General features: G+C 53.5%; 14 protein-coding genes. 4 read left to right on the top strand and 10 right to left on the bottom strand.

All coding sequences use genetic code 11. The annotated features are described in order from the left end of the window. Positions 1–632 precede the first annotated feature (632 nt). The 5 genes from Q31b_RS10850 to Q31b_RS10830 form a co-directional block, all read right to left on the bottom strand. Entirely contained in the window at positions 633–1,478 is an 846-nt protein-coding gene (locus Q31b_RS10850) for a hypothetical protein (RefSeq protein ID WP_146599699.1), read from the bottom strand. A 211-nt stretch (positions 1,479–1,689) separates the two neighbouring features. Further along, positions 1,690–3,900, bottom strand: coding sequence for a hypothetical protein (locus tag Q31b_RS10845; protein WP_231617521.1), 2,211 nt, complete (start codon positions 3,898–3,900; stop codon positions 1,690–1,692). 56 nt (positions 3,901–3,956) lie between these two features. Further along, positions 3,957–6,062, bottom strand: coding sequence for a BatA domain-containing protein (locus Q31b_RS10840; RefSeq protein WP_146599698.1), 2,106 nt, complete (start codon positions 6,060–6,062; stop codon positions 3,957–3,959). Then, positions 6,059–6,970 carry a DUF58 domain-containing protein gene (locus Q31b_RS10835; protein ID WP_146599697.1) on the bottom strand — a complete coding sequence of 304 codons (912 nt, stop codon included), beginning with the start codon at positions 6,968–6,970 and terminating at the stop codon, positions 6,059–6,061. The genes Q31b_RS10840 and Q31b_RS10835 overlap by 4 nt, the downstream gene beginning before the upstream one ends. Before the next feature lie 6 nt (positions 6,971–6,976). Beyond that, positions 6,977–7,993 (bottom strand): AAA family ATPase, encoded by a 1,017-nt coding sequence (locus Q31b_RS10830; protein WP_146599696.1) that lies wholly within the window; start codon positions 7,991–7,993, stop codon positions 6,977–6,979. 125 nt (positions 7,994–8,118) lie between these two features. Here Q31b_RS10830 and Q31b_RS10825 point away from each other — a divergent pair, with 125 nt between their 5' ends. Continuing rightward, entirely contained in the window at positions 8,119–9,753 is a 1,635-nt protein-coding gene (locus Q31b_RS10825; RefSeq protein ID WP_197171334.1) for a DUF1559 family PulG-like putative transporter, read from the top strand. A gap of 12 nt (positions 9,754–9,765) precedes the next feature. Here the strand turns inward: Q31b_RS10825 and Q31b_RS10820 are convergent, their stop codons facing one another. After that, positions 9,766–9,981, bottom strand: coding sequence for a hypothetical protein (locus tag Q31b_RS10820; protein ID WP_146599694.1), 216 nt, complete (start codon positions 9,979–9,981; stop codon positions 9,766–9,768). 89 nt (positions 9,982–10,070) lie between these two features. Between Q31b_RS10820 and Q31b_RS10815 the strand changes: the two genes are divergently transcribed. Further along, positions 10,071–11,081, top strand: a complete 1,011-nt coding sequence (locus tag Q31b_RS10815) for a glycosyltransferase (protein ID WP_146599693.1) — start codon at positions 10,071–10,073, stop codon at positions 11,079–11,081. Between the two features lie 68 nt (positions 11,082–11,149). After that, a complete protein-coding gene (locus Q31b_RS10810; RefSeq protein WP_146599692.1) occupies positions 11,150–12,397 on the top strand; it encodes a glycosyltransferase 87 family protein in 1,248 nt (415 codons plus the stop codon). A 110-nt stretch (positions 12,398–12,507) separates the two neighbouring features. On the opposite strand, the gene Q31b_RS10805 is transcribed toward Q31b_RS10810, so the two are convergent. Genes Q31b_RS10805 through Q31b_RS10790 form a run of 4 tightly spaced genes read right to left on the bottom strand, consistent with a single transcriptional unit; the run spans position 12,508 to position 17,106 of the window. Then, positions 12,508–13,179 (bottom strand): TIGR04283 family arsenosugar biosynthesis glycosyltransferase, encoded by a 672-nt coding sequence (locus tag Q31b_RS10805; protein ID WP_146599691.1) that lies wholly within the window; start codon positions 13,177–13,179, stop codon positions 12,508–12,510. Further along, positions 13,176–14,315, bottom strand: a complete 1,140-nt coding sequence (locus Q31b_RS10800) for an LptF/LptG family permease (protein ID WP_146599690.1) — start codon at positions 14,313–14,315, stop codon at positions 13,176–13,178. The genes Q31b_RS10805 and Q31b_RS10800 overlap by 4 nt, the downstream gene beginning before the upstream one ends. Before the next feature lie 31 nt (positions 14,316–14,346). Then, complete coding sequence (locus Q31b_RS10795; protein ID WP_146599689.1) at positions 14,347–16,032, bottom strand: ArnT family glycosyltransferase; 1,686 nt, start codon at positions 16,030–16,032, stop codon at positions 14,347–14,349. A 6-nt stretch (positions 16,033–16,038) separates the two neighbouring features. Further along, positions 16,039–17,106 (bottom strand): glycosyltransferase family 2 protein, encoded by a 1,068-nt coding sequence (locus tag Q31b_RS10790; protein ID WP_146599688.1) that lies wholly within the window; start codon positions 17,104–17,106, stop codon positions 16,039–16,041. 60 nt (positions 17,107–17,166) lie between these two features. Here Q31b_RS10790 and Q31b_RS10785 point away from each other — a divergent pair, with 60 nt between their 5' ends. Continuing rightward, positions 17,167–18,819 carry a serine/threonine-protein kinase gene (locus Q31b_RS10785; RefSeq protein ID WP_146599687.1) on the top strand — a complete coding sequence of 551 codons (1,653 nt, stop codon included), beginning with the start codon at positions 17,167–17,169 and terminating at the stop codon, positions 18,817–18,819. Positions 18,820–18,918 lie beyond the last annotated feature (99 nt).

Below are 18,918 nucleotides of genomic sequence, written 5' to 3'. Positions count from 1 at the left end.
AGATCAATAGCGAATCTGTAAACACATAAAGCCTTAACCATTTGCTCACAAACGATGGAATCGCGGGCAAAACGGTCAGACGCTACCCGCGTTTTTGGTGGGCTTCGAAGCAAGTATTAAAGAAGGTCCAACGGTGAAACTTGCCACCTTGAGACAGTCAGCCAGCCGTGGAGATGCGTCTTGGAAAGACAAAACGTAATGGCTCGCTTCATCCAAACTTCATCGCAGAAATTGGACGACTGATCGAGTTCAGAAAGCATGCACGATGATGGTAGTGGATCCTGTTAAAGATCCTGACGCATGGGATCTTTAACGAGATCCACTACCGGCAACGACATTTGTTTATTTTGTTGGCTGTTCAGAAGAATCAGAAGAATTCGTGGGTTGATTCATCAATCCCAAGTACCGAAGGGTAGGTTTTTCAGACACCGCAGGGCAAAAAGAATGTTTTCGGTGCATCGGTAATCTGGATAGCACGCTGGGTGGTCGCGATCGGCTAGCCGCGAAAATCCACTTGGCTGTAGGCTTCGGAAATCTCTTGAGCGACTTGATCCATCACTCGCAGCTTCACGAACTTCGCCTGTTGTCATTTTCGCCACTGTCTTCGCGATCTTTGGACGCTCCCCGATGGGTTAGCGAGTCTTGCGCCGGCGAACAATCAGGCTTAGACCTGTGCAGGCAGCCAGACATGCGAAGGAACCTGGCTCCGGTACCGCTGACCCGATGATTTCGAAGTTATCGATCTCCATCTCGTTGTTACCGTTTTCGGCAAAGTCGTTGATGATCAGCTCGATCGAGGCTTGATTGTTCAAGCTCGAGGAAAGCGAAATCTGACCACTTAGGGCAAACTGATTATCAGGATCGACAACATCATAATCTTGAAACGATAGCGAGATGTTGTTCTGACTCGGATCTCGGAACCAAGTTCCACTTCCACCCACACGGTAGAAAACATCGAACGAGTCAGCAAGATCGTCTGGAGTCGCTTCGATGTCAAAGCGGAATTCAAAATCCTTGAATCCCGTACCGTCGAACGTGATGTACATCAATGCGTCGTTGCCGAAGTCATTGGCCAATGGGCCATCCCCGTCCAGCTTATCAACCATAAATGTGTCCACTCCACCGATGTCAAAGGAGTCACCACCGCCCTTTAGATCATCCCATTTGACAGTCCTTGTTGGAGCGTAGGTAATGCCACTTGTTGGTGAGGTGTAGGCTCTTGAGCCACCCCCGCCATTTGGGTCCAGCTCATCTGGAATACCAAGATAAGCTTGTAGGTTTGCAGCGCCGGGAGTGTTGTTCACCTCAGCCGCAAAATTGATTTTCGACGGATTTGCCCCTCCCACACCCGTCCCTTCAAAATCATAGTCATCTGCGAATCCCCAAAACGCAACCACTTCTGCCGCTTGGCTCGCGTTTTGCAGCGTCGCGGATAGAGCGAGTACCGCAGCGAGCGATAGGTAGAGTTGTTTTTTCATCGAATACTCTTTTCTAAAATGGAGGGGTCATCTAATTCGAATTGGCAAAAAAACGGTTATTCTACCAGGGCGAACTCGATCTCTAAGTTTACTCGAAAAAAGCCCCGTGACCATCCTTGGGAACGTTTCGATCAACTTCAGACTCCAAACACGCCCGTGAAAACGCAACCGTTGTGCTCTAAGCGATGGGGAATCGTCAACCGTTTCGTAATCATATCAAGCCAACTCCTTTACGACCGACCCAGAAAATACCTAGTAGCAGAATAAAGGAACCGACAACCAACGGGTGACTCCAAAGCGGGATGCGTCGTATGGCCGGGGGCGGGTCGGGCATTGCCGATAACAATTGCAAACAATCGTCAACGCGGTCGAGCGAGAGCGTTTGCCCCCGCGTGACACGCGAAATTTCCTCCAGCACATCCGGCCGCGCCGGTTTACCGACCTGCTCAAGTGCAACGCCTTGTACGACAATCTTGCTTTCCAGCGTTTTGCCCGTCTCTTTGCACTGTAGCGTCAAACGATGCTCGCCTGCTTGACGCGGGGTGAAACGACCACTGAAGGCGCCCCACGCATCGCCAGTGGCTTCAAAGTGAACGCTCGTAGCTGCACCCGATGGTGGCTCAATCATCAGCGTCACGTTACCACCACTGAGTGGTTCACCACTCGTTTCCATCACGTTGGCATTGAAGGTGATCGTTTGACGCTCTTGTGGTTGCTCAGGCGAATAGTAGAGCCGCATCGTTTCGCCTTGAACCATGTTTCGTTGGTAAGCCATCCAACGGACGACTTGCCCCCAGAACCGATAGTGATACAGATCCTCGACCCCTTTCCGCCAACGCCATGCTCCATCGGTCGCCATGAAGAGGACCTTTCCCGCACCGACACTACGAGTTACTAGCAGCGGCAAGCGGCCATATTGATTACTCATTTCTTGGTGAACCGCTAACGTTTCGGTTCCCGGTTTGGCAGCCAAGACAGGTGCATACCATTGGAAGCCAGGCAAGTTCTCCCAAACCTCTAAGTTCTCGTCCTGAGTATCTGCAAGTTTGGTGAGCAGACTGCGGCGACCGGTCTGTGTCAGTTCGAAATGCTGAGGTGTTCGTGAACCCCAGCCGCCCGGTTGCCCCTCTTCGAGCAACACCGGAATCAAGTCGGCAAGTTCCGTTTCGAGAAGACTAAATTGATGTCCAAGCCAACCGGGTAAGAATACCAACCCGCTCGCTTGTTCTCGTACCAATCCAGCGAGCCAATCGCATTGCTCGGGTGTCAATTGTCCCTCATCGGTTCCAACGTCTCCCAAAAAGATCACGTCGTATCGGGCTAATTCCTCCTTGGTTGCGGGGAATTCCTTGATGTAATCGGAATTTCCACCACCACGTTTGTCGAGTCCAGGGTGAAAGAGCAAGCACGAAACCTCGACACCCGGATCTCGAGATAACGCATTGCGAAGGTAGCGATACTCCCACCTTGGCAGCGATTCGATCACTAGCACACGCAACCGCTCTTGGCGAATTTGAATTGGTGCAGAAGATGAATTGTTGTCATCACGAATTTCGTCGGCTTGCCGAGGAATCGAAAGCGACAAGGTCTCGTCGCCCAGTTCGGTCGGCAACCAGTCAATCGATTCATTGGTCCGGCCCATCGCCGCAATACGAATGTCTTTGCTGACCTCATCGCCACTTGCTGACTTCATCGTCACGGTCACACCATGATCGCGTGGCAGCGAGCTATCGATCGAGAAAGGGATTCGTACTCGTTTACCCGAGACCGCGAACGTCGGTACATCGAAACTCAGTAGTTCGACGTCTGGTAATCGTGTTTTGCTGCCGACCGGAAACGAGAACACAGGCACACCGAGTAACCGCAATCGACTTGCCGCTTGGACGGGTGCCGCTCCCATATTCCAATCACCGTCAGACGCCAAGATGATGCCAAGTAAATGCTTGTTCTTGTTCGCGACGTTGACGAGTGGACTCGCGAGATCCGTCCCTGCCTCATTGAAATCATCGGCGTCTGGATCACCATGCCGGTTGGAAATTTCGTTCACGGTATTATCCGATGCAGCCAATTGTTCTGCCTCGGCGAATGGTTGGATTAGGATCTCGGCGCGGTCGGCGATCGTGGACCAAGTTTCGGGGAGTGTCAATCGTTCGATCGCTTCGCCCCGCGACGTTGCACTGGTTGCGGCGACTCCGCTGCGCGCCACATCGTGAGTCGTCATACTGGCTGAATCGTCCCAGAGAACGGCGACAACCGGCTTACTCTCGGGCCGATATTGCTGGACCCATTGAGGCCCACCGAGCAGCACCGCCGCCAACGCGACCGCTAGAACCCGAAGCGTTTCAAGCAAGATCGTTGAACGTCGCCAGCGAGTCCGGCGGCAGGCGATCCACCCCAGTGTGACCGTTGCGGCCACCGCCATGATCGCGATCGCAGCGGTCCAGGTTGTCCAAGCGAAAGTCAGCGAGGAGGTTACGTTCATGTCGCCACCTGCCCGCTCGCCACTTGCCCGCTCGCCACTTGCCCACTCGCTACCTGTCCACTCGCCACCTGTCCACTCACTGGCACCGACGATCGTGGGCCATTCGCCGCTACTTGGCGCGGTAGACAAAGCACCGCTTCGATGATCAATGCAATCAGTGTGGCAATCAAGAAGGCACGCCAAACCTCTTCGACTAGGGAGGATGTCGATTGGCCGCCCTGGTTCAATCGTTCCATTTGCAATCCGTTGAACAGTTCGGCTAGTTTGGCGTCGTCGACGACCGAGTTCCCATCTTCGTTTTGATCGCGATTCACAGCCCACCAACGATCATCCGTTTGATAGACGCCAGCGGTAGAGTTCTTTTCGGTCGACAGACGATCCTCTGGCCCATCCAATTGCATCGCCGAGCCTAGCAGCGATTCGTCGGTCGATTCGCCTGCAATCCGAACATTTGCTCCGCGAAGTGACCGAGCACCGACGGCGAGTGCTCGTTGGATCATCACGTAGAGCACGACGCCATCGGCAGCGAGCGACGAGTCGGCAGCACATGGGGTCGTTGCGCACGCATAGACACCGCCTCGTGGGGTGGGAATGCGGACAATCAAAGGCTCTCGGTTGTCCAGCGTTGCAAGCGGAGTTGCATCACCCTCGATCGATGCGTAGCGATGCACTTGCAACTGGCCCACCGGCAGCGAACCACCGTTCAACGTTGCCGCCAACAGATCCGCTTCGCCGCGCCATGTCGAAACCGAGATCGGCGATGAAGGCTCATTCCACTGACCGAAACAAACATCCCCTGGAAAAGGAATGGGCTCGGACTCGGTTGTCAATTCGAACGTTGGGGCGGGAAAGAAGATGACGCTGCCGCCTCGCTCGACAAACGCTTGAAGCTTAGCGGCCTGATCAACCGGCACGTCTCCTTGCCAAAGCACGAGCGAAACATCGTGCCAAAGCACTGTCGATACTGATGCGGGAGCAACGACTTCGGCCATGCTCGGCACGTTCTCTTCGGAGCTGATCTCCGCTGCGAGCGAAAGAACTCGCGCGAATTCATCATGCTCGGTGACGATCACGGTTCGTCGCGGTGCTGGTTTGTCATACGTGAAATAGAAGACGTTGTCAGCAGCCAGCGTGTCGGCTGGAATCGAAACCTTCCCCCAACCACGCTCGGTCCCACGAGGTAATTCGATTTGGTGGTCCTTTAACTGGCTGAGCGAACCATTGGCATCGACATCCACGACCGTGCGTGAACCGTCGAGTTCGATCGTGACCGGAATCTTATCGTCGCGATTGGTCACATCGCTACCGGAAATATCGATCGTCATCGCGACTCGCGATGCGTTTTCTTGCGAGTCCAATCGCACGTCGGACACGCGAACGCTGTGGTTATCGGAATCGACGTGGGGGAATTCCAGCAAGCGAAAGCGAACCAAGTCCGCGTACTCGACAAACGAATCTCGCAAAGAAGTCCAGCGAGCATCACCGGGATTCCAATCATGAGCTCGCAGGTCCGAAACGATCCAAATCTCGGTTTGTCCAAGCTTGTTTGCAGCGATGTAGTCTTGAGCCGCCATCAGCATCGCAGGTAGATCTGCCGACGCATCCGATGGTCCCGTTTGCGGTAGTTGAAGCAGTTCGGCGGGTGACGTCAATTCGCGAGGAGTCAATTCCACGCTGTCAAACAAAACGAGTCGTTCGGTCCCAAGGGTCGTTAGCGTCTCGGTTAATTGGCCGACTCCCATTTCGAGTTTAGACAGCGACGCGCCGCCGACTTGTTGTTGCATCGATGGTGAGCGATCGACCAGGACGATCGTGCTAGCCGAACCGCCCGTGATCGAGCTAAATAGCCCCCCACCGAGTGAACCACTGGCGAGCGGTCGTCCGATCGCAAACACCAACGCCGCAATCGCGATTGTCCGCATTGCTAAGATTGCCCATTGACGGATTTTGGCGTAGCCGCGTGTCATTCGGTTTGCAGCCAATAGAAACCGCATCGCCGCCCAATCCGTCGTTTGATAACGACGCTGGTTGATCAGGTGGATAAGAATCGGAAGCGCCGCGAACGGCAAAGCGATGAGCATCCAAGGTTGCAAGAAACTCATCGCACACTCCTGGCCGTCGCACGCCGCGTCAGAAACCGGGTGAGGGCATCCTGATAGGGCTCATCGATCGTGACCCGCATGTAATCGGTATTCGTTTGCATCACCACGTCGTGCATCTGTTCGAGATACTCGTGGATTGCCGAAAGGTATCGATCTGCTATCTCGCCCGTATCGGCGAAGATCGACGTGCCTCCTTCCATATCCAAGAACCGGGTCGGGCGTTGAAAGTCAAAGCTGATTTCTTTTGGGTCGAGCAGATGAAAAAGCGAAACGTCATGCTTGCGAAATCGCAGATGCTCGAAACAGCTTTTGAGTCGTTCGGGATCATCAAAGAAATCGGAGATCACAATCACCAGCGCCGCTTGCTGAGTCGTCTCCGCTAACTCATGCAGCACATCGACAAGCTCGGTTTCACCCGTTGGCCGTACCCGCTCGAGAACATCAAAAACCGCTCGCAGGTGCGACGGGTTACGACGTGGTGGCAAATGCTCGACGATCCCTGCTGCCAAACACGATAATCCGACCGCATCGCCCTGTTGTACCGCCAAGTATCCGACTGCTGCGGCAATCCGCCGGGCGTAATCGAGTTTCGTCAGCGAACCGGAGCCAAACCCCATCGAGCCACTCGTGTCGACCACCAAGCAACATCGCAAATTCGTATCCGCTTCAAACTCTTTGACATAATAGCGATCGCTTCGTCCGTGAGCCCGCCAATCGAGTCGCCGCAGGTCGTCGCCAGGAACGTACTTTCGGTACTCTGCGAACTCAACGCTCGCACCACGATTCGGGCTGGTGTGTTTGCCGGAAACCGCCCCTCGCATCGGACGCCGGGCCATTAACGGCATCCCGGCCAACCCCGCTAGAATTGTCGGATCGAGGAAATCACGGGACGCTTGTTCGTTCCACATGGAAGATTAAAACTCCTCGTCGATCAATCGTCCGACGATATCGCGTGCTGCAAGCCCTTCGGCTTGGGCCGCAAACGTCGTGATGATCCGATGCGTCAACACCGGTTGAGCGACGAACTGCATATCCTCACTGCGAACCATATACGATCCTTGCAAAGCCGCTCGTGACTTGGCACCGAGAATCAGATCCTGGACCGCGCGCGGACCGGCTCCCCATGACACCAACGGCAATAGCCACTCGGGTGCCGTTCCACCGCTCGGGCGCGTCTTGCGAACCAGTCTTGCGGCGTCAGTGTAAATATGATCGGGCACTGGAATTCGGCGGACCAAATCTTGATGGGCGATGATATCCTCGGCGGTCATCAAATGCTCGAGCTGTGGCAAACTTCCACCCGTCGTCGTTCGTGCGATCGCGATCTCTTCCGCTTCCGACGGATAATCAAGCTCGATCAGCGACATGAACCGGTCGAGTTGTGCTTCCGGTAGCGGATAGGTGCCTTCTTGCTCGACCGGGTTCTGAGTCGCCAGAACCATAAACGGGGGCGGCAAGTCGAAACCTTTGCCGACCACCGTGATCCGTTTTTCTTGCATCGCTTCGAGCATCGCCGCTTGGGTCTTGGGCGGAGCACGGTTGATCTCGTCCGCTAAGATGATGTTGGCAAAGATCGGTCCATGAGCAAACTCGAATGTCCGCCGCCCGTTACCGCTGTCCTGCAAAATGTCCGTGCCTGTAATGTCCATCGGCATTAGGTCCGGCGTGAACTGGATTCGCGAAAAATCCAGCGACATCGTTTCGGCTAACTTGCTAACGAGCAGTGTTTTCGCTAACCCCGGAACCCCCATCAACAATGCGTGACGACGAGCAAATAGACAAACGAGCAATTGGTCGATCGTGTCCTTTTGGCCAACGATGACTTTCGCAAGTTCCGCGAGGAGTCGACCATGAGCTTGCCCGAGCCGATCGACCGCTTGAACATCGTCATCACTTAAAGACGCTACGGATTCAGAAACCACTTGGGACATAGCTCGATTCCAGGGAGAGATAAGAGTATCGCGAAAATCAGTATACCCCCCCAGAATTGCGGTGGCAACTAGCTGCGTGTAGCATAAGGGGGCTCACGCCACTTCAACCCATGAGACTTTCCCCCATGCGTTCATTCCCTATTCGAGTACTCTGGCTACTCTTCGTTCTCGTGTTAATCTTCATCCATCCGATTGGGTTTGCGGAGGAAGCGACCGACACGCCCTCGGTCATCTCCACGAAACACATTCCCGCCGATGCGACCCTGCTTCTCTGTTTTTCGCCAGCGGAAATCCTAGCGAATCCAGGACTCGAACGGTTCCCGGTCGACATCGTCGGCGTGCTCGGTCTCGAGTCCTTCGGGATGGATGCCCGCCAGATCGAACGGGTTACGATCGCGATTCGCATCAACCAAAACGACGAACCTTGGCTAGGCACCATTATCGAATCGAAAACGGAAATCGACGCTGAGTCGCTCGTCAATGCGATGGGCGGTTCACAGCCCAGTATGGTTGGCACCCGTCAAGTTTATCGAACCGACGTCGAACCCTTTTCCGTTTTTCATCAAGTCAACGAGCGAGTCATCTACCTAGGTATGCAATCGTACCTCGAACCGATGCTCACCAGCGATGGCGCTGCGGGCGCACTAGCTCGGATCGCCGAACAAGTCGAGAAAACCGACGGGCTCAACATCATTTATTCGCATGCCGAACTACGCCCACAACTCACCGAGTTGATGACGCAAGCAGCCCCATCCCTTGCACCCGACTTACAGCCGCTCGCTATCATCCCTGAATTGACCGAATCCGTTCATCTGTACGCCAACTTTGATCGTGAATCGGTGCGAATGCAATTGACGATTCATGGAGTCGACATCGGCGCCGCCGAACGTATCGAGCTGATATTGAACGATTCTTTGAAGGCCGCAACCGAGTTGGCAATGGCGGAGGTGACTCGCACGTTGGTTAACGAATCCGCCTCGGACTTAATGAAAGATGCCGTCGAATCGTATGGGCAACGAATGAGCGACAAACTCGCTGCGGCACTGCATCCGCATCGTGATGCAGACCGCGTTGCTATCGACTTGGAGTCAGGTGTCGCAAGCACCTCGCTCGGCTACGCTATCGGTTTGATGACGCCCTATTTGCAACACATGCGGTTGCCATTCAAAACGACAAACACATCGAACAACATGAAACAGGTCATGTTGGCGATGCACAATCATCATTCCGCGTTCCGAGAACTACCCGCCGCAGCAATCACGGATCCTGATGGTAACCCACTTCTAAGTTGGCGTGTGAAGATTTTACCGTTCATCGAGGAACAAGCTCTTTACGAAGAATTCCACTTCGACGAACCGTGGGACAGCGAGCACAACTTGCCACTATCGAAACGACTACCGGCAGCATTCGAAGCCAAGGGGGTCAAGCTAGAAGCAGGGATGACCGTCATCCATGCCATCGTCGGGAAGGACCGTGGCCTGTTGGAGAAAGAGAACGTAAGTTTCAGGCAGTTTCTTGATGGGCTGAGTAACAGCATTCTGATCGCCGAAGTCAATCCCGACCAAGCGGTACCGTGGTCCAAGCCTGAAGACGTTGTCATTGATATGGCAGATCCTCTCAACCATTTTACGCGTGAAAATGACAACGGCTTTTACATCGGAATGGCCGATGGCGCAGTCAAATTTATCAAAAAGGGATTTGATGCAAAGATGTTCAAAGCCTTGCTAACTCGCGCCGGACAAGAAATCGTGAATTTTTAACCCCCAAGGCTCTTACCGCAACGACGCATGACGGCCGCTGGGGTGCTCCTTCGTTGTCTTCACCGATTTCCCGTCTTTCCCTCCATCGGCTTCCGCCAATTCGGGAAACCAGTTTTCGGGAAACAAGGTTTCGGGAAACAAGGTTTCTTTTGCTTGCAAAGCAGTGAAGCCCAGGCCCGCAGGCCCATAGGCCAACCGGCTAATTTGGGGGGGGAAGCAGCCTTGCAAACATAAACCTCCATTTGATACGAGAGTGTTTTTGGACACATGCGCGTACGTGAACGGTAATTTGCCCTCCTTTTTTTCTTCTTCGTCCCATGGAGAACGGTATCTTGTTGACGGCGTCAGAGGAACGACGAATGAAGGCAACCGTGACGACGCTGGTCGTCCCCTGTTTCAACGAAGCAGAACGTCTTGAGTGCGATGCGTTTATCGATTTTGCGAACAGGCATTCCGACATTCGCTTTCTGTTTGTTGACGACGGCAGCAGCGACCAAACTTTGCAAACACTTGTCCAACTGCGTCGCCGTGCTCCCCGGGATCGCGTCGAGGTATTGTCGCTCGATCGGAATCGTGGCAAAGGGGAAGCGGTTCGAATCGGTATGCTGCACGCCCTCAAGCCTCTCTCTCACGCGCGCGTCGACCGCGAAGCATCCTCGGTGCCCTCAACCGCAATGGGTTTTCTCGGCTACTTCGACGCTGATCTTGCAACGCCACTCGACGAAATCCCTCGGCTGATCGAGGTCGGGCGTCGCCGTAAAGATGTGGCGGTGGTTGTCGGCAGCCGGATGCGGTTGCAGGGACGCTTCATCGACCGTACCCCACTGCGACGGCTCTGCGGTCACGTGTTCGCGCTCATGGCATCAATCCTTCTGGGAACGCGAATTCGCGATACCCAATGCGGGGCAAAACTGTTTCGTGTCGATTCACGACTACGCCAAATTCTCGCTGAGCCTTTCATGAGTCGCTGGCTGTTCGACGTGGAATTACTCGCTCGGTTAACGCTGCCGCCGATCTCGGATTTACGCCAGGCCTCTCGTTTCTCCGAGCCGACTGCGACCACGCTGTTTGAATATCCGCTCGACCGCTGGGATGAAGTCGCTGGCTCGAAACTTCGCCTGAGTACTTTCCTGCTGGCGCCCTTGGAACTACTGCGAATCGCAGCAATGTACCGTTTGGGGGTCCGTAGTCCGTTTGAGCGCGAAACGGTACCCGAACCCACGATACTGTCCTTCCCTCCGATGGAAACGGACTTCATCGCAGAGCAAGAAAACTCGTCCGCTCCCGCCTCCCGTCCGGTCGTCCCCAAGCTTCGTAAGTCTGCGTAGCCGCTCGCTGCCCGCGACATCGTTTGTGATTTTGAAATCGTTTCTTTATCTCTATCCATCGTGGTCTTATGACAAAACAGACATCTTCGATCAGCCGCCTCGGGAAAACGCGGTTGATCCATGGGCTACCCATTTTCATTTATGCGACGGCGCTAGCCCTGGGGATGATCGCGTTCGTAAACAATCCCGAGCGATCGGTTTCTTTTCACTATGAGCGAGCTGCCGAGCGATGGGTTGGCGGTGAGTCACTTTACGAGCATTCAAAGGACTCGGGGCACGGTTTTCTCTATCTGCCTCAAGCGGCAATTCTCCATACGCCTTATGCCTTCGCATCAGCGATAAGTGGATGGCCTCTTTTCGGCGATCTGCTGTGGCGGTTGTTCTCATGGTCGATGTTGGCATGGGCAACGATGCGGCTCAGTTCCGTTATTTTTTCCGACTGGAGAGATTCTTGCGGAGTCTCCGCATCGACGAACCGGATCGATTGGCGAATCGCTTTAGCCACGTCCATGCTAGGACTGAGTTGTTTGCGGATCGGGCAATCCACGCTCCTAATGACGGCGATCATGTTACTTTGTCTCGACTGTTGGTATCGAGAGCGTTATCCCCTGTGTGCGGCTTTGGCAGTCCTAGCGATCTGTGTCAAACCGCTGGCGATTGTATTGCCGATGCTCTTGTTCGTCGTCACGCCAAAAACTCGAAAGCCGCTGCTATTTGGCGGCATCCTCGCGTTGGCCGCTCCATTCGTTCTGCAATCGCCGACCTACGTTTGGCAGCAATACGTCGATTGCGTTGCCATGCTGCGAACGGCATCGAATGCCGAGGTCATCGCTTACTGGGCGCAACCGTTTAGCATGCTGTCACAGTTCGGGATCGACATTCCATCGCAGTTCTTGCATCCGATTCGTGCTGCCGCTGCTTTGGTCGTTTTGGTAATCGTGATGGCTGCAACCCGAAATCTCTCACGATCTCGGCAAGTGCTATGGCTGTTTGCATGGACCGGAATCTATTTGATGTTGTTCAATCCTCGAACCGAAAACAGCACATATGCATTGATTGGCCCCTTGTACGGGTGGTATATCGCGAAGGCAGAACTGGAATCTCGCCGCATCGCCGGTTGGTTTGCGTTCGGCTTGCTGATTTTAACCATGGGCAGCCATGAAATTGGCAAGCACTTCACGCCCGCGGACGGCTCGGCGAATTGGCTCGCCCCACTTTGCTGCTGCGTCTTGACTGCCATGCTCGCTATCGAATTTTTGAGCGAAATGAAACAGACGCAGCAAGATGCGGACGATCTTCCATCTTGCTCTCGGTGAAACTCAGGCAGTTTGCTGGATGAGCCATTGTTTGCTTGATCCCAACGATAGAGCCCCTCAGGGTGGGATGCTTGCGGCGCGGAGCGAACGGCAATCGGATTGCCTCGGTTTCAACGATAGCGTTTAGCGAGGCGATCGGGGGAGACACCGCAGGCGTAGGACAATTGCAGCCAAAGATTGAAGGCGGTTTGTCGAACGATGCCACGTTTTTCCCAGTGCCGGGGACTCATGGAAACGGGTCCTGGTAGCAGCACCGGCTTTGCAATCTTTCGCATCCATTTCGAGAAAGCGAGGTCCTCCATCAATGAGATCTCCTCAAATCCCCCCTGTTCCTTGTACGTTGCTCGGCGGACAAAAATCGCTTGATCCCCGAACGGCAACCAGCGGTATTTGACTCGCATTGCGTTCCCTTTTTCCAACAAACGATACCCCAAACCCTTCGCTTCAATTTGTTGTACGAACGCTCCCCAGACCACTTCAGAAGATTCGCAAATCTGCAACAGAGACGCTTCACTCAATCGGCAATCCGCATGCAGGAACAACACAACCTCGTGGCTGGCAAACACCGCACCTGCGTTCAATTGGATGCCTCGACCTGGCAGCGAGCGAATGATTTTGGATGCACCTGCTGCGGTGGCATTCGGTATCGTTTGGTCGCGACTACCCCCATCTGAAACAATCACTTCGGTAGCCCCTGCTTCGATTGCGGATCGGACCGCATCGGCAACAACGGATTCTTCGTTGAGCGTTGGAATCACAACCGAAATCTGTGATGGTTTCATATCGTTTGAATATCTCGAAGACGGACGTAAGCAACCGGTCCCAACACCAATAGCGGCACCCAAGCTGCCATCGATGGTGAGAGCAAGTAGCCTGCTCCACCCAATCCTCCAGAAACCGATTTGATCATAAAGAAAAACAAAACCGTACCAATCGCAACACCGATCATGACAAACAGGTTTCGATTTTTTCGGTTGATCACAATCGGTAGACCGAGAAGGATCAAGGCGTAATCGAGAGGCGGACGAACGAGCCGCTCGTGGAGCAATACTTGGACCGACGCACTACTATGAACCGCTGGGTTTTTCACGCGAGCGGCCAACTCGGGGAGCGACACCAAACGAGACGTCGATTGGTCGGCTTGCAATAACTCCGCGTTAATCGTCGTCGCAATGAAACACTGTTTCGATGCGAGCCATTCTTGGTCATGATGCGTGTAGAGAATCGTGCGATCCGTTGTACCTGTGGAGGCTAAAGTGTCGATTTTTTCCGGTCGGACAATTTTGTTGACAAAATAGCCGCACGGATGCTCCGCGGTCGCCTCGGTCCATTGGGCCGATTCCGCGACGATGAGATCCCCGAATCCCTGGAAATCACCCTCGAGCCGGAAACTCGGTTTTAGGATTTTTTTGCTACGCGGCAAAATCGACACGCCTTCTATCAAAATGCCGTTGACTCGGTCGTCGCATGGCAACATCGGCTGAGGCGTTTCGTTATCGATCTCATCGGTCTTCATCGCCAACGAATCACGGTAACCCGGCAGAATGAATTCTCGGTTGACGACTTGGACGAGAATGATCAATAGTGAGGCAATCAGCATGGGTCGTAAAATTCGACCATGCGAAATCCCAGCCGACAACGTGGCGGTTAATTCGCCTGTCCGCCGTAGCCAGCCGGTTGTAAACAACAGTGACATCAGAACAATGATCGTTCCAGTCCAATCGAACAGCAGAAGCATGTACGGTCCGTAGTAACGGACCATCACGCGAATCAGTCCGCCATCGGTTTGCCCTTGACGAACCAAATCATCGAGACTTGTGAAGGCATGAAACACGACAAAGATGCCGCCAATCGACAAGAAGCAAACCAGAACGGTCCGCAAAAAGAGGATCAGAATGTATCGGTCAATCTTTGTCACGATCAATAACTCATAAGGTTGCAGTGGCGTGTTATTTTAACGTGCTGTCGCTGGGTACCGGGCGGTTGGAAAGATGCGGAACATCTCCATCCTTGGGGCGATCACTCGACGAAGGAACGACTGGAATTTCGCCTACACCGAAACCAGCCACTTCGTACGATGATTCGGCAAGGTGTGCATACTCTAGCATCGCCATTTTATCCGTCACGTCATAGTAGTATGGATGCTGGATCGACTCCCAATTGAATTGGATATGATCCAACGCGACAAGCTTTGTCGTCAACCACTGTAGCGTTTGTTGCGAAAGGGGTGAGGATGTGTCGGTAACAACAATGGCGTGCTGACCATCACGTCGAATTCGTTTGCTGACGGACTCGAGTCCAAGAATGTAATTTGAGCTGGCCGATAAAACCAGTGACTCAGGGAAGTGGCGTTTGAGGTTGCCTGCGATTCTCATGTTCGCGGCCAAGATAATCGGTGGATCGGCGCCCTCTTGTTGCCGAATGGTTTCACAAAATGCCCTAAAAGGGATGTTTAGCAAACTGTACTTTCCCCACCTTGGGGATGCCGTCGGCCGCACCGCGATTCCGATTAGGATCGTCGCCATCAATAGAAAACCTGTCAAAACCACTCGGTTCATCGCCACTCGATCCACGAACCCACTGTCTCGAAAACGCAATACCAGATAAGCGGGCAGTAAACAAACGAACGGCTGAATCCAGCGGTTTTTGAACTCCAAGACATTGCCTGACAAGACGAATAAAACCAAGATAGCCGTCACGACGAGAAAGATTCGTCCAATCAAGATCGTTGTATCCGAGGCGGCCGTTCTCGTTTGGATAACCTGCACCGGTTGACGATAATTTTCCCTGGCTTGGATGACCTTTTCCCAAAGCGATGAACGATAGGCGATCGCAAACAGAGATAGACACAATAAACAACAACTTGCGAAGGCCGAAACGAATAGGGCCTTCAAACCAACCGATACATTTTGCAGATAGCTATGGGTTGATTCTCCGCTCAAAGTTGCGATCGTTTTTTGGGATACCAAACTGCGATGTTCAATCATCCAATAGACATGAGGAGCAACGAGGATTGCTGCAATTGCAAATGACCATCCAATTCGATAGTCCAGCAAATTTCGCCGGAATGCGGGAATCGTCAAGACCGCAGCGACCACCGCCAAAATGATGATCGCAAAGTTGTATTTACTTAGTATCCCGAATGCGCAAACCAAACCGATCGCAATGTACCAAAACGTCCGCTTGTCTTTTTCGAGTGCAATCACGCAATAGACCAGCGCCGCGGTCGCAAATGTGACCGCGACGGTATGTGACAAATCGCGATGACTTTCCCACGAAATTTGTGGGATCATCAACATACCAAGCGAAGCGACAACCGCTTGCCTCGGGTCACCCGTCTCCTTGTGAACGAGAGCGTAAACCGAAACGTAGGTCAGAAACAGCAGGACGTTTTTTAGTAGTGCGAGAGAAAACGGATTGTAACCGAAAAGCTTGAAAACAACCTTTTGCATCCACGTGTACAGCGGTGGCTGGCTGTTGTAACCCCAGAGCGTCCACTGAGACAAAAACACTTGCTCCGACTCGTCGTAGTCGAGCGAACTCGATAAGACAGCACGCAGGATCACCTGGAAGCAGAAGTAGCTTCCGATGACGATGAGAAACCGGTATCGGTGTCGTGTGATCCAATCCGCCATGCTTTGCTAACCTGCCTTTCGGTCATTGGCTGGGTGATCACTGGCAATCGTGATCGGGATGACATACTCGGTACTCACGCTGCTGCCTGGTTTGCTGTGAGAGGTATCGCTGGAGTATTGGTGACGCACAAAGTAACTATCTTGGCGATTGGATTGATTTGACAAACGAGCGATCATTTCGGCCATCACCCCGAAACAGATTAGTTGTAGGGACGATAGCATCGCCACCGCTCCCATCAAAAGCATTGGACGAGAACCGATATCATGCCCAAAGACAAACTTCTCGACAAAAACGGTTCCTAGCATCACTGAACCGATCGCCCCGACGACCAAACCAACGCTGCCGAAGAAGTGTCCAGGACGCGCTCGGTATCGCATGAAGAACAGAACGGACAACAAATCGAGAACGACTCGAATCGTCCTCGAAATACCATACTTCGATGTCCCGAATTCGCGAGCTTTGTGATTGACATCGATCTCGCCAATCCGCGACGGGTGAGTCACCGCCGCCACCCAGGCAGGAATGAATCGGTGCATTTCGCCCATCAAATTGACCTGCTTGATTACCGATGCACGGTAGATCTTCAAACTGCATCCGTAATCGTGAATGCGGACTCCCGTTACTTTGGCGATCAGACGGTTGGCGATCCAGGAAGGAATGAGCCGCAGGAAGAGTCCGTCTTGACGTTTCTTACGGCGTCCAACCAATAGATCGAGCCCGTTCGATTTGAGATGCTCGACCATTTTCGGAATATCAGCCGGATCGTTCTGCAGATCACCATCGAGGGTCGCGATCAAAGATCCGTTCGCCGCGTCAATACCGGCTTGCATCGCGGCCGTTTGACCAAAGTTGCGCTGTAACGAGACAATACGAACACTCATCTCAGTCGATTCGCTCGCTTGAATCGCTGCGGTATACGTTTGATCGGTGCTGCCGTCGTCGACAAGTACCAATTCGTAGATCAACGATTGGTCGACAAATGCGTCTCGAACGGCGGAAAGAAGCGGACCAACCGATTCTTCTTCGTTGTAAAGCGGAATCACGACCGACAAATCGATGGTGGGCTTTGGCATGGTAGGTTCAGGCTGTCGTAATGGTTTTGTTACAATAGAAAAACCGGGTATACTGAAGCGATGAACTTGCCGTCCAGACCTTTCTCATCGCCTCCCGAAACACTTCCTGCGAATAAAGAATCCGCTTTGTTAGAGCGGGTGTTGGCGGAATATGTTGAAAAACAGGAAAAAGGCGTCACGGCCAACCCTGATGAGTACATCGCTCGCTACCCCCAGCTCGCCGAAGAACTAAAAAGTTTTTTTCGAAATCACGTTTGGATGACGGGCCAAGAACCGTCGTCGATTGCTAGCAAACCGTTGTTGGGCGTCCGCATCGGACCCTACTTGATCGAATCGGAAATCGCTCGTGGCGGCATGGGGATCGTCTATCGTGCGAAGCAAGAGAAGCTCGGGCGGACGGTGGCACTCAAACTGATTAGTAGCGGGGTATTGGCGGACGACGAGGAACGAGGTCGATTTCGGATCGAAGCGGAAGCGGCCGCTCGGTTGCACCATCCCAATATCATCGCGATTCATGACATCGGTTCTTGGGAGGGTTACGAATACTTTTCCATGACGATGGTCGATGGGGCGACCCTCCAGCAAAAGGTGGACGGTCGATGTTGTCACAATATGGAAGCCGCTCGAATCGTTCGCGATATTTCTCGCGCGGTCGATTATGCCCATCGATCGGGAATTGTTCATCGCGATTTGAAACCCGAGAACATTCTGTTGAGCGATGATGGACGCCCGCTCGTAGCCGATTTTGGATTGGCGAAATGGCACCGAGAAGGAGCGATGTTGACGCGAACCGGACAAGTTCTTGGAACGCCGCATTACATGAGTCCAGAACAGGCAAGTGGGTGCTGTGAAGTAACCGAGGCATCCGACATCTATTCACTCGGAGCAATCCTCTACGCCGTTCTAACGGGGCAACCACCGCATGAAGGAGCATCAACCGCCGAAGTACTGCGGGCAGTGCTACAAGATGAACCGGTGCCTCCTCGATTGATTTGCCGAGAGGTGCCCACTGACCTGGAGACGATCTGTCTCAAGGCGATGCAGTATGAACCGGCAATGCGATACCCAACGGCGGAAGAGCTGGCTGATGATTTAGAGCGTTACCTGACGGGCGAGCAGATCAGTGCAACCAGCAGCAACATTCTCGGCCGCGTCGTCCGGGAAATCCACCGCGACCAGCATCAGACCTATTTCGAGTCCTGGGGCAGGACGCTGATTGGAATCGGCATCATCATCTTTGTGGCACATGCCGCGATCTATGCGCTCGACCGGTTTGCGTATCCGACGACCATTTCCTATTGGCTTCCACGTACCGCGATGCTATTGCTCATCTTCGCCGCGATCTATTGGGCGAGGCGAGGACAAGTGCTGCCGCGAACGATTGCCGATCGACCGGTCTGGTCAATTTGGATCGGGTATCTGGCGACCTTAGCTACGATGAACGGTTTGCTAGTGTTGAGCGATTTGGATGAACGACTGTTGTTTCCGATCGCGTCGGCTCTGAGCGGCTTTGGTTTCATTGCAATGGGCGGACACGTGTGGGGTGGTTCGGCGATTCTTGGTTTCGCATTTCTGCTCAGCGCGGTGGCTGCAGGTTTTTGGCTACCCCTTGCACCCTTGATCTTCGGTACCGCTTGGTTGACGAACTTGATTGTCTTGGGATGGCATTACCGAACGCGGCGGGGACCGGATCATTCGTCATTAACCCAATAATCGGTACAATCCGTTATTCAATCACTCGTCCCGCTTGTCGATGCCGATAGATGAATATCGTTCGTCTTTAGATACTTTCTGCCATTGCCAAAACGGCCG

Origin of the sequence: Novipirellula aureliae (assembly GCF_007860185.1) — a bacterium.
GTDB lineage: Bacteria > Planctomycetota > Planctomycetia > Pirellulales > Pirellulaceae > Novipirellula_A > Novipirellula_A aureliae.
Note: the sequence above shows the minus strand (reverse complement) of the source record. Positions and strands in the feature narration are given on the sequence as shown.